Source organism: Acidisphaera sp. S103 (assembly GCF_009765975.1).
GTDB lineage: Bacteria > Pseudomonadota > Alphaproteobacteria > Acetobacterales > Acetobacteraceae > Rhodopila.
The window spans coordinates 299,207-312,824 of record NZ_LMUJ01000060.1; the positions used below are offsets into that span (position 1 = coordinate 299,207).

The 13,618-nt window shown below is 65.5% G+C and carries 3 protein-coding genes and 1 tRNA gene; 1 reads left to right on the forward strand and 3 read right to left on the reverse strand.

Translation table 11 applies throughout. The features are described 5' to 3' along the window. Nucleotides 1–466 (reverse strand): MFS transporter (locus tag GSQ89_RS20315; protein WP_158928547.1); only part of this gene is annotated, 466 nt, incomplete at its 3' end. Between the two features lie 225 nt (nucleotides 467–691). Here GSQ89_RS20315 and GSQ89_RS20320 point away from each other — a divergent pair. Next, a tRNA-Tyr gene (locus GSQ89_RS20320) sits at nucleotides 692–777 on the forward strand. 787 nt (nucleotides 778–1,564) lie between these two features. Here the strand turns inward: GSQ89_RS20320 and GSQ89_RS20325 are convergent. Next, nucleotides 1,565–12,121, reverse strand: a complete 10,557-nt coding sequence (locus tag GSQ89_RS20325; protein ID WP_158928549.1) for a Hint domain-containing protein — start codon at nucleotides 12,119–12,121, stop codon at nucleotides 1,565–1,567. 436 nt (nucleotides 12,122–12,557) lie between these two features. Next, the gene (locus tag GSQ89_RS20330) at nucleotides 12,558–13,604 is read right to left on the reverse strand and encodes a WD40 repeat domain-containing protein (RefSeq protein WP_158928551.1); all 1,047 of its coding nucleotides are present in this window, start codon (nucleotides 13,602–13,604) and stop codon (nucleotides 12,558–12,560) included. Nucleotides 13,605–13,618 lie beyond the last annotated feature (14 nt).

The following is a 13,618-nucleotide window of genomic DNA, read 5'->3' on the forward strand; positions in this document are numbered from 1 at the left end:
TGGGGGCCAGGACCGGCGCCACGCCCATCACCAGGACAAGACGGGACATCATGATGGCGGCGGCCTGGCCCTCCGACAGGTCGCGCACCACGGCGCGGGCGATCACCATGCCGGCGGAGGCGCCGAACGCGGCGATGGCCCTGAAGACGGCCAGCGTCGTGAGACTGGGGGCGAGCGCGCAACCGAGTGTGGCCAGGGTGAACACCAGGAATCCAGCCATCAGCGGGATGCGGCGGCCGAAACGGTCCGACAGGGTGCCCTGGGTGATCTGGCCGACGGCGAGGCCGGCGAACCAGGTGGCGAGGGTGAGTTGCGCGGTGCCGGGTTCGGTGCCGAAACTGGCCTCCACCGCCGGGAAGGCGGGCAAATACATGTCGGTCGCGGCAGGGCCGACGGCGATGAACAGACCGAGCAGGGAAGGCAGCCAGGTGGGGTGGGCGGTGCGGGTCGAGACTTGGATGCTCATCCTGGCGTGGTCTTACGGTTGGGTGTGGATGAACGTCGTCCCGGGCGGTTTTTGTTTGGGGGAGAGGTGCGGGGAAAATGGCGGTGGGGTCAAGAGGCGACGAAAGGGTGCCGGATGGTTGGTGTCATGGGTGGGCCTGACGGCATGGGCGTGGGAAAACCGGCGGCTTCGAACGCGCGCGTTGACAGGGATAGGGGTTTGGCTCTAGTCCCCGCTTCCCGGTCTGGAGGGGTGCCCGAGTGGCTAAAGGGGGCGGACTGTAAATCCGCTGGCGTGCGCCTACGTTGGTTCGAATCCAACCCCCTCCACCAGAAACCCTCGGTTTCCTGTCGATTTCAGCCCCAAAAACCACGGAAATCCGTCATCGTTGTCAATCGGCTGCTGATGCCGACACCCTCGGCGGTCCGCCGCGATCTGCCGTACCTATATTCGCACAACGTTTATGGATATTGGGACCGTTCCCAGAGGGACACCCTTTGCACTGCTGCGTTTAGGAGGGATCCGAGACGACCTTTGCGACGTCGACCGACAGGAGGTTGTGTAAGATAGCGATTTGCTCGCCGGCAATCTCGCGCACAGCGGCCACAGGGGCGATCGTTTACCTGCGGGGCCAGGAACTCGGATCAATTTCGCACTCACGGTTTGGGTGCTGGGCAGCCATATAGCGTTGTACCATGGTTTGCGTCCGACTTCTTGGCCAGCGGAAGGCGTATCGATCAAGATACATTCCGGCATCCACGATCACGCTTTTGAGTCGGCTCACCTCATTATGCGCCGCCTGATACCTTCGAAGATGATCCAAGTAAGTCGCCAATCCATTATCGAACCCCAATTCCATGCCGAACTGACAACTCAGACCGCATCTCTACCGCACAGACGGGCCGGCTCCCGTGACTTTGGCAAGTATGTATTTGCATCCAAGTGCACCTGCGCGCGCGCCCACGTCCACACAATCGAGGGATAACTCATGGGAAAGATTGATATGGATTTGCAACATATCGATATCACTACGTTGTCATTTCGGTATGGTTGTCCACGTAGTGCGATAAAATCGCGACGCATGGTTTCCTGTGGCGTGAAACGTAACGATGACAGCATTCAAGGCCTCGCCGCCCTCCGCACCCTCTTCTCCCGTTGTGGCTCGCCCCTGCCCTGCTGCCCCAGCATCACAGCCTGCAACGTCAACCGAACCCGAACACGATCGAGTTGCCCGTCGGTCCCAATCAGCGGCGCGTAGGCGAAATTCCGCCAGACCATGCCGACCCGGTTTTCATCCGGTGCGAAATCGGGGTGAAGGTCGATCACGCCGCCGCTGTTCTCGAACCCGGAACGGCCGCCCGTTTCGAGATACGTCTCCGCTGGCAATCCCTCCGCCAACACCACATCATGGCTCTCCAATTCAATATGATAATACGTCACGCTCGGCACATCGATCTGCGTCACGGTCGAGCCGTTGATCAGGTGCTTGATCGGGATCATGACGTCCTCGATGAACACCGAATGATCGGGTGACAGCAGCAGCGCGCGCCTCGGCCGGTCCTCACCGAACGCGTGCGGCGCGATGCGGACCGGCTTCACCCGCTCCGGCGCGATGTGGCGGTTGCAGTCCAGGGTGCGCCGGCCGATCCACTGGACGGGGCGTGCCTTGCCGGAGACCGTCAGCACCACATCGCCCTCCCGCAGGCGTTCGACCGTGACGGTGCCGCGCGGGGTGGCGATCCGCGTGCCGGCGGCGAAGCAGGCGATGGAATTCACCGACGTGGTGGTATCGGTCGTCGGGGTGCCGACGATGCCGTCGGTGACCGACAGGGTCATGCCGATGGTGATGGTGCGGCCGGGGACGACCTGGTCTGGAATGGCGGTGAAGATCAACGCGTCCAGCGCCGTGGTCACCGCACCCGGCGAGCCGGCGGCCAGTGTGTAGATGCCGTTGCCGATCTTGCTCAATCCGGCGCCGGACAGCGTGCCGTACACGTCCGTCGGCGTGCCGCCATACGTCAACGTGATGGTGACGGTTTCGCTGGCGCCGACGTCGGGATCGCTGATCGTTACGCCAAAGAACGGCCGGATAGTGGCGTTGTCGCTCATCCTCTGGCCGGCGACGGTGCCGGTGATGACCGGTGGGTCGTTCACGGCGGTGGCGGTGACGGTCGTGGTGTCGTCGCTGGCGATGCCGCCGGCGGTATCGGTCGCCGCGATGGTGAAGGTTGTGGTGACGGACCCGCCCGGTGCCACCTGATGGGCGGTGGGCGTGAAGACCAAGCTGTCCAGGGCGGTGGTGACAGCGGCATCGCTACCGGTGACGCTATAGATGCCGGTGCCGCTGTCGTAGCTGCCGCCATCCAGGTTCGACAGCGTGCCGTTGGCGTCATTGGACAGGGTGACGGTGACAGTCTCGGTCTGGCCGAAATCGACGTCACTGATGCCGGCGCCGGAGAACGGATCGATCGTCGCTTCGTCGGTGGTGATCTGGCCGGCGACCGCACCGCTGATGACCGGTTGGTCGTTGACCGCGGTGGCCACCACGCTTGTGGTGCTGTTGCTGTGGGTACCGCCCGCGGTATCGGTCGCCGCGATGGTAAAGGTGGTGGTGACGGACCCGCCGGGCGCCACCTGGTGAACCGTCGGCGTGAACACCAGGCCATCCAGCGCGATGGTGACGGCGCTGTCGCTGCCGGTGACGCTGTAGACGCCGGTAACGCTGTCGTAGCCGCCGCCGCCCAGGTTGGACAGGGCCCCGTTCGCGGTATCGGACAAGGTGACCGTCACGGTCTCGGTCTGGCCGATATCGACGTCGCTGATGGCCACGCCGGAGAACGGCGACAAGGTGCTTTCGTCGGTGGTCGTCTGGCCGGCAACGGCCCCGGTGATGGCCGGCGGGTCGTTCACCGCGGTGGCCACCACGCTGGTGCTGCTGTCGGTGGCGCTCTGGCTCAGGGTGTCGGTGACGGCGAGGGTGAAGCCGGTGGTCACCGTGCCACCAGGCACGACCTGATGGGCGGTCGGGGTGAAGACCAGCGCATCCAGCTCCGCCGTCACCGCGGTCGGGGACCCGGCCGCCAGCGTGTAGGTGCCGGTGCCGGTCTTGGTCAGGCCGGTGCCCGACAGCGTGCCGTCGGCATCGCTCAGGGTGCCGCCATTGCTGACGGTGATGGTGATCGTCTCGGTTTGGCCGCTGTTCGGATCGGTGATCGAAACGCCGGAGAACGGATCGATCGTTGCTTCATCCGTGGTGGCCTGGCCGGCGGCTGTCCCGTCGATCACCGGGGACGGCAGCGAGATATCGAGCGTGGAGGACGCGGCGGCGGAGGTGTCGACTCCGTCGTTGACGGTCCAACTGATGGTGCGGCTGGGGTCGGTGCCCGCGGCGGTGGGATCGCCGCCGTCCGGCGTGAACGTGTAGGTGATCGAGTCCAGTGCCGTCTGGTAGTCGCCGATCGTCGCATCGCCGCTGAGGGTCAGCGTGCCGGTGGCGGTGTCGTAGTTGCCGATGATGCCGTTCTGGGTGGTGAAGTTCAGTAGGTCGCCAAGGGTGAAGCCGTTGCCGATCGACACCGTCGCGGCGTGGACGGTGCCGGTGCTGTCGACGTCGGTGATGGTGACGGCGGAATCCAGCACCGTGGCGGTGCCGTCGGCGACGTACGCGACCGTCCCGGCGGCGGTGATCGTCGGGCCGACATGGACGGTGTCCAGCGTGCTGGTGCCGGTGCTGCTGACAGCGTTGGTGGTGGCGCCGTCGGTGACCAGCCAGTCGATGGTGCGGCTGGTATCGCCGCCGCCGCCAGTAGGATCGCCATCGGTGGGGTTGAAACTGTAGGTGACGCTGCGCAGCACGTCCTGATAGTCGGTCAGGGTGTCGCTGCCGGTCAGCGTCAGCACGCCGGTCAGGGAGTCGAAGCTGGCGGTGATCGACGTGCCGATCGTGTCGGCCGATAGGATGTCGCCCGAGACGAAGCCAGCGATGCTGACCGTGCCGCCGTTCAGCAGGCCACCGCTATCCACGTCGGTCAGCGTCAGGGTGGGATCCAGAGCTACTGAATTGCCGCCGCCGGTGAAGCTGACGGTGCCCTCGGTGGTGATCGTGGGCGCCACGTGTACGGTGTCCAGCGTGCTGGTGGCCAACGGGCTGGAGGCGGCTCCGTCGTTCACCGTCCAGTTGATGGTGCGCGTGGTGTCGCCGCCGTCCGTCGGATCGCCGTCGGTCGGGTCGAACCCGTAGGTGATCGAGTCGAGCGCGGCCTGGTAGTCCGCCACCGTCGCCGAACCGGTCAGCGTCAGCGTGCCGGTGGCCGTGTCGAAGTTGCCGATGATGCCGTTCTGGTTACTGAAGTTCAGCGTGTCGCCGGCCAGGAAGCCGCCGATCGAAACCGTGCCGGCGACCAGGGTGGTGCTGTCCTGATCGGTGATGCTGAGCGTGCTGTCGAGCGTGACCGCCGGCCCGCCACCGGTGAAGGTAACGGTGCCGCCGGCGGCGATGGTCGGCGGTATCACGAAGCTGATGTCGGTGCCGCCGTCGCCGTCGTTGCCGATCAGGAAATTGTCGGTGGCGAAGGCGCCCTGGATGTTCAGGCTATCATGGTCGCCCCCGGCATTGGTCAGCACCAGCGTGTTGCTGGCGAATGTCTCGCTGACGGCGGCGAAGCCGGTCAGGTCGATGGTGTCGCCGAGGGTGAACCCGCCGATCCCAAGCGTACCGAGACCGCCGGGCACATCGTTGCCGGCCACCGTCCACTGTGCGCCGGCATCGAATACCAGCGAGGTAAAGTTGGTGACCGAAACGCCGAGGCCGGTGATCACGCCGGCGCTCGCGGCGGATGCCAGTTCCAGCGTTGCGCTGCCGCCGCCGTTGACGGTGCCGGCGAACACCGCACCGGGATCGTCGATCAGCCGAGCGGTACCGCCGGTGAAGCGCAGCGCGACTCCGTCGACGCCTTGGGTCGATCCGATCGTGCCGGCGTTGGTCACGGTGCCGCCGACGCCGACCAGGACGCCGTCGTAGCCCTGGATCAGTGACCCAGCGCCCAGGTTGCTCAGGATTCCGGCCGCGCCGATGACGATGCCGTAGTCGCCGGCCGTGCCGCCGGTGCCGATGATGCTGCCGTCATTTTGCAGCGTGCCGGTGGCGGTCAGCGAACCGGCATTGGTCAGCGTGACGCCTGTGGCGACGGTGTTGGCGGTGCTGAGCGTCCAACGAGCGCCGGCATCGACGACAACCTGGGCGAAATGGATGAACTGGGTGCCGAGGCCGCTCAACGTGCCGGCGTCGTCGTTGGGTGCCAGTTCGAGCGTGCTGGCCGCGGTGGCGCCGATGGCGTTGCCGCCGTCGACGAGGCCGCTGAACACGGCGCCGGGGTCGAACACCAGCCGGTTGGCTGCGCCGGACGCGAATATCACGGCGTTGGTGCCGCCGATGCTGCCTGCGTTCACCACGGTGGCGCCGCCGGCGGCGAAGACACCGTCAAAGCCGGTGATCACGCCGGTCGTCAGATTGTTGACCGAACCGCCGGCGGCCAGGGAGACGCCTCGGCCGCTGATCGTGTTGCCGTAGATACCGCCGGCATTCACCACCGTCGCGGCGCTGGTCTTGCCGTAGACGCCGACGAAACCGGTGACGGTCCCGCCCGACTGGTTGGTGAAGGACCCGCCGGAGATCAACGCCACGCCGGCCCCGGTGGCCAGCGTCGTGTTGCCGCCGATGGCGCCGGCATTGGTGACCGAACCGCCGGTCACTTCGACGGCCTTGAGCCCGGTGATGATGCCGCCGGCCTGGTTGGTGACCGACCCGGTGCTGTTGAAATAGATACCCTCACCGACGGTTAGGTTGCCGTCGATGCTGCCGGCGTTGATGACGGTAACAGCCGCCTCATCGCCTCGGATGCCATATTGGCCGGTGATCACACCGCCGGACTGGTTGGTGATCGCACCGGCCGTCGCGATAATAATGCCGAAGCCGGCCGCCGATCCGCCGCTGATGGTGCCGGCGTTGACCACCGTGCCGGCGGCGCCGCCGATGTAGATCCCTTCCCGGCCGGCGATGATCTGGCCGCCGGCCAGATTGGTGACCGATCCGCCGTGTCGCAGCGCAATCGCCTCGCCCGTCGAAAGTGACGAGCCGTTGCCGATGCTGCCGGCATTCACCACCGTGGCGGGGTCCGTCGAGGCGCGCACGCCGTAAAGGCCGCTGATCGTGCCGCCCGACAGGTTCGTGACAGTTCCGCCCGACGTCAGGAGAACGGCGAAGCCCGAGGTGGGGTTGGCGACGATGCTGCCGGTGTTCACCACCGTGGCAGCGGCTCCCTGGCCGTAGATCCCGTATTTGCCGCTGATCGTGCCGCCCGACTGGTTGGTGACCGATCCGCCGGCGTTGAGCCGGATACCGGCGTTGGTGGCCTCGATGACACCACCGGTGGCGTTGGTGATCGTGCCGGCGGACGCGAAGCTGATGCCCTGGCTGGCTATGCCGGTTTCGTCGATCAGGCCTTGGTTGACCAGGGTCCAGGTGGTACCGGACGGTCCGATGACCCCGATCCCGCCGGTGACCGAACCGGTGATGCTGGCAGTGCCGGCGATGGTCGTCGGGTTGGTCAGCAGGGTGACGCTGCTGGTGTAGGTGCCGAACACCGTGGACACGATGACGTCGGTGGCGGTGGGGCCGTTCGGCCGCAGGGTGAAGTCGCCGGTGTCCAGCGTGGTGCCCACGGCGATCGTGCCGACCGGACTGGCGCCGGCGAACAGGGTCATGACGCCGGTGGTGACGGTTTCCGACGTCGCGATGATCCCGACCTCATCGATCGTCTCGCCATACAGCAACGGCGGGGCGCCGAAGGCGATGTCGGTGCCGCCAGTGCCGTCGCTCGATAGATGGAAATTGCCGCTGACGAAGGCGCCCTCGATGCTCAGCGTGTCGTGCCCGCCGCCGGCATCGGTCAGCACCAGCGTGTCGCTGGCAAAGGTGCTGCTGACCGCGGCGAATCCCGTCAGGTCGATGGTGTCGCCGAAGGTAAAGCCGCCGATACCCAGCGTACCCAAGCCGGCATCCGAATCATCGCCGGCGACGGTCCATTGCGCGCCCGCTTCGAACACCAGCGAGGTGAAATTGGTGACGGTATCGCCGAACCCAGCCAGCGTGCCGGCGCCGCCCGATCCCAACTCCAGCGTCGTCGTGCCGGCCGCGCTGAGGCTGCCGACGAACACCGCACCCGGTTCTGCGACCAGCAGGTTGGTTCCGCCGGCAAACTGGATCGCTACGCCGGATGTACCGCCGGTGGATATGATGCTGCCCGCATTCAGCACGAAGGCGTCGGCGTGGGCCTCGATCCCGATTTGCGCTTCGATCAGTCCCGCGTTGCCGACCGTCCCGGCACCCACCATGAGGATGCCGTAGTTGCCGTTTCCGCCGCCGGTGTAGGCGATGGAGCCGAAATTGATGACGGTCCCCGACTCGGTGATGCAGACGCCGACATACGCATCGACCAGCGCGCCGGTCGCCCCGCTCGGTCCGTTGACGAACGCGCCGTTGACCAATGAGACGCCCTTGCCGCCTGGCGAGTCGATGGTGCCGTAGTTGACGACACTGCCGATTTCACCGGCCGTGCCGGTGGATTGGATTTGGACTCCGTAATTGTACCCTGAAATCGATGCCGAACTGGCCGTCCCGCCGGCCTGCCCGTTGATGACGGTGCCGCCGTTCTTCAGGATGACACCGGGGCCATATTCCGAGAATTGGACATGGCCGAGATTGAGCACGCTGGCGCCGGTGCCATAGATGGCGATCCCGCCGTTGTGGCCGTAGACGACTCCGCCGGCCGCATTGGTGATCGTGCCGCCGCCGGCAAAGCTGATGCCGTAAGTGCTGGTGCCGGCGTTGTGGATGGTTCCTTCGTTGGTAACGGTCCAGGCGGTGCCAGCCGGTCCGAACAGGCTGGGGACGCCACTCACCGTCCCGCTGATACTGGCGGTGCTGGCGATGGTGGTGGGGTTGGTCAGCAGTGTTACGCTGCTGGTGTAGGTGCCGAATATCGTCGACACGATGACGTCGGTGCCGCCGGCGCCATCCGATCGAAGGGTGAAGTCGCTGCCGTCCAACGTGCCGCCGACGGCGATTGAGCCGACTGCGGTTCCGCCGCCGTTGAACAGCGTCATGACGCCGGCGCTGACCGTTTCGGTCGTCGCGACGACGCCGGTTTCGTCCACGGTCTGGCCATACGCCAGATAGGGTTGCTCAGTAATGTTGGTGCCGCCATCGTCGTCGTCGGACAAGGCGAAGTTGCCGCTGGCGAAGTTGCCCTGGACGTTCAGCGTGACATGGGCATTGCTGGCGTTGGTCAATACCAGCGCATTGCTAGCGAAGGTTTCGCTGACCGCGGCGAAGCCGGTCAGGTCGACGGTGTCGCCGAAGGTGAACCCGACGATCGCGCCGGACAGTGCGGTGGTGGCACTCTGCAGCGTCCACGCCGCACCGGCATCGAAATCGATCGTGCTGAAATTGGTGAAGTTGGTGGCGGCCAAGGTTCCGGCGCTGGCCGCCGAGGCCAGCTCCAGCGTGCTGCTGCCGCCGATCCGGCCACCGTTGACCGCACCGACGAACACCGCGCCTGGGTCGACGATCAGCCGATCGCCGTTATTGAGTGCCACGGCGAATTCGCCGCTGAAAGTGCCGCTGATCGTGCCGGCGTTGACGACGGTGCCCGCGCCCGACATGAGCACGCCCCAGCCGCCCGCGATCGTCCCGGTGGCGGTGTTGATGACCGTGCCGCCGCCGTCCAATTCGACGCCGACGTCAAACGCCCCATTCGGTTGAGAGGCAATCAGGCCGGCATTGGTGACCGTGCCGGCGCCGATCTCCATATCTATGGCCCGGTCGGCGGTCGTTCCGGTTGCGGCGATCGTGCCACCCGCCAGGTTCACGATGTCGACGTCAGAACTGTTGTAGACTTGGATGCCATATCGGCCGCTGATCACGCCGCCGGCGGCGTTTGTGAGTGCGCCGGACCCGATTTGCGTGTTGCCGCCCAATTGAACGCCATTGGCGCCCGTGGTGCTGTTGACCGCTCCGTAGTTGGTGACGGTCCAGTTGGTGCCACCGGGGCCATACAACGCGGCTCCCGAGGTGGCGTTGACGGTGGCGCTGCTCGCGATCGTTGTGGGGTTAGTCAACAGCGTCACGCCGCTGGCATAGGTGCCGAACACGGTGGACACGATGACGTCGGTGCCGCCGGACCCGTCGGGCGCAAGGGTGAAATCGCTGCTGTTCAAGGTGCCGCCGACGGCAATGGTGCCCACCGCCGTTCCACCGCCGTTGAACAGCGTCATGACGCCGGTGCTGACCGTTTCGGTCACGGCGACGATGCCGGCTTCATCGATCGTCTGGCCGTAGAGCAGCGGCGCCGTGCCGAAGGCGATGTCGGTGCCGCCGTCGCCATCATTGGAGATAGCGAAGTTGCCGGTGAGAAGGTTGCCCTGGACGTGCAGCGTCTGGTGCGTGCCGCCGGCGTTCGTCAGTACCAGCGTATTGCTGACGAAGGTTTCGCTGACGGCGGCGAAGCCGGTCAGGTCGATGGTGTCGCCGAGGGTGAAGCCGAAGATGGACCCGGACAGTGCTGTGGTCGAACCCTGCACCGTCCATGTCGCGCCGGTGTCGAAATCGATCGTGCTGAAATTGGTGAAGTTGGTGGTGGACAGGGTTCCGGCGCTGGCCGCCGACGCCAGCTCCAACGTGCTGCTGCCGCCGATCCAGCCGCCGTTGACCGCACCGGAGAAGACCGCGCCGGGATCGACGATCAGGCGATCGCCGCTACCGAGCGCCACGGCGAATTCGCCGCTGAAAGCGCCGCTGATCGTGCCGGCGTTGGTGACGGTGCCCGTCCCCGAAACGAGCACACCCCAGCCGCCGGTGATCGTTCCGGTCGCGGTGTTGGTGAGCGAGCCGCCACCATCCAGTTCCACGCCGACGTCAAATGCCCCGCCCGTCTGGGAGAGGATCAGGCCGGCGTTGACCACCACGCCCGAGTCGACCTCCATATCGATGGCTCGGTCGGCGGTCGCTCCGGCTGCCGCGATCGTGGCGCCTGCCAGGTTGACGATGAGGTCGTTGGTGCCGTTGTACAGCAGCATGCCATATCGGCCGCGAATCAAGCCACCCGCTTCGTTGGTGATCGTGCTGCCGCCGACCAGCGTGTCGCCGTTGCCCAGTTGAATGCCGTTGGCGTTGGTCGCGCCGTTGACCGAGCCATAGTTGGTGATGGACCAGTTGGCTCCGCCGGGATTGGACAGGGCCGCACCGGTGGTTGCGCTGACAGACGCGGTGCTGGCGATGGTCGTGGGGTTGGTCAGCAGCGTCACGCCGGATTCGTAGGTGCCGAAGATCGTGTCCACGATGACGTCGGTGCCGCCCGACCCATCCGATCGGAGCGTGAAATCGCCGGTGGCCAGGCTGGTGCCGACACTGATGGTGCCGACCGCGGTGCCGCCGGCGTTGAACAAGGTCATGACGCCGGCACTGACGGTTTCGGTCGTCGCGACGATGCCGGTTTCGTCGATCGTCTGGCCGTAGACCAGGGCGGCGGGCGCGAGCGTGGCGAAGCCGAGGTCGGTACCGCCGTCGCCGTCATTGGCGAGGGTGAAATTGGCGGTGGCGAACGTGCCCTGCATGTGCAGCGTCACATGGGCGTTGCTGGCGTTGGTCAGCACCAGCGTGTTGGCCGAGAACGTGTCGCTGACCGCGACGAAGCCGCCCAGATCGATGGTGTCGGTGGCGCCGAAGCCGGTGATCGTCGCCGAGGCGATGGATGTCGTGGCGTTGACCCGCCAGGATGCAGACGGATCGAAGGCGAGGGTGCCGAAGTTGATGAACTGGGTGCCGATCCCGCTCAGAACACCCTGGCTGACGCTGGAGGCCAGTTCCAGCGTGGCATCAACGGCGGTACCGCCGTTGATGGTTCCGACGAAGACCGCGCCGGGGTCGACGATGACCCGGTTCTGGAACCCGGTGGACAGCAACACCGCGTTGCCGGATCCGCCGTCGATCGTTCCGACGTTGGTGACCGTGCCAGCGGCGCCATGGATGAATACGCCGTACGGAGGCGCACCGTGGTAAGACTCGGTGGCGCCGTTCGATGAGATCTGACCACCGGCCAGGTTGGTGACGGTGCCGCCGGCTTGCATATAGACGCCGCCGTACGCGGCGTTACCGAGGATCACGCCGGTGTTGACGAGCGTGCCGGGCGCGAGGCGGAACAAAGCGCCGCCGTTTTCCAGCGTGCCGAAGTTGGTGACGAGGCCGCCGTGCCGCATCTCGACGGCGTTGCCCCCTTCGCCGTTGGTTGCATTGGGAGCGCCGCTGATGGTGCCGTAGTTGGTGACGGTGCCGCTGAAATTGTAGAAATTGACACCGCCCTGAACGGGTTCGGTGGCGGCGATGTATTTTCCCGCCGCGTTGATGACGCTGCCGCCGGAGCCAGTGATGTAAACCGGGACGTGTTGACCAAAAACGGTGCCGTCGTTGACCAGCGTGTCGTTGTTGCCGCTGACGATGAAGCCGAAATTGAGGCCACTGGCGCCCGGCTTGCCCTGGACGCCCGTGTTGACCAGCGTGACGCCGGATCCGGTGTAGGTGTAGTAGGAGGAGGTTGAATCGGGGAGGGTCTTGGTGGTCATGGGCCGACGTTTCCCGTCATGTTGGTGGCTATATCATGGGTGGTTCGGCGGATGGCTGAGCGGCAGCGAACCCAGGCGGTTACGTCGGCCGGGGTCGGCCGATAGGTTGTATAAGGTGGGAATCGCATGTCATTTCGCGTGTAATCGCGATGAACACGGCAATCGCGGATCGAGCGAAAAAGCCGCAGTAGTCCTAAATTTTTGTTGAAAAATAGAGAGGTTTGGCAATGCATACACCCATGATGCACGGCTTGGTCAAGTTATTCAACCATTGGTAGCAATCTGGATACGATTTGATGTGCCTTACCGACCATGACGCGAGCTTCAAGGATAAATGCGCGTCAACCGTTTAGGCCCCATGTGCTTCGAGGCGTTTTTCTTACTTTGTTCTTACATCGCTCATAGGAACGAGAAGTGAACATCCTTGCACCGGGCCTCAGCGTTTGGCGAAATCGATCACCGCGCTGAACCCGATTTCGGTGCCGACGGCCAGCAGCACGCCGTTCGGGCTCCAGGCCAGGGTGCTGACCGGCCCATGTTCGGGCGGCACGATCGGCAGCACGCGGGAGGAATCGATATCCGCCACCACCACCAACCCATCGGCGAAGCCGCCGGCGACGACAAGGTTGTTCGGATTGCAGGCAACCTGCGTGCAGATGATGCCGTCACCGCCCGCAAGTTCCAGCGGTGCCTTGCCCATCGGACCGCCGCCGAAGAACGGCCACAGCACCATCGCGTCGGCGCCGCTGCTGGCCATCCATTTGCCGCTGCGCGTGAACGACAGGCTGGCGGTCTTGGCGGGGTAGCCGCTCATGCGCATATGCTCGCCGTTGGGCAGTTTCCAGCCATGCAGGGCGTTCTCCTGCATCGCCGTGACCACCGCATCGCCTTCCGGGTGGATGATGATGCCGGTGTGGCTGCCTTTCCATTCGAGCCTGCGCGGCGTGTCGGTCTTGGCGGCGACGAACCATAACGAGGCGCCGTTGTAGTGCGAGACGCCGATCCGCTTGCCCTTGCCGTCGAACACCAGGCCGGTGACGGTGGACGGGTGGGACAGTTCCTTCAGCAGTTGGCCCGACTGGTCGAACAGACGCACGATCTTCCCCGCACTCGCGGCGATCAGCCCCTTGCCCTTATCGAGCGCGTAGGTGGCGACGTGCTCGACCCATTTCCCGCCGAAGCTGGCCACATCGGACACGGCGCCGTCGGCGGTGAGACGGCGAAGCTTGCCGTCGTCTCCGCCGGAGATGAAGCCGTCGCCCGCGGGGTCGGACGTGAAGTCCAGGACCGCCCCGTCATGAACGGTCACGGCGTTCCGGTCGCTCGGCCCACCTACGGCGGCGATATGTACGGTCCCATCCCCCAGGGCAAACCCGACACGCCGGCCGTCGCGGGAGAAACGGGCGCCGACGACGAACGCGTCAAGAGCGCGGAAGGTGCCGCGGGTCTGCAGCAGGAATGTGGCTTCGGCGGTTTGGCTCATGCGAGTCCTGTTTC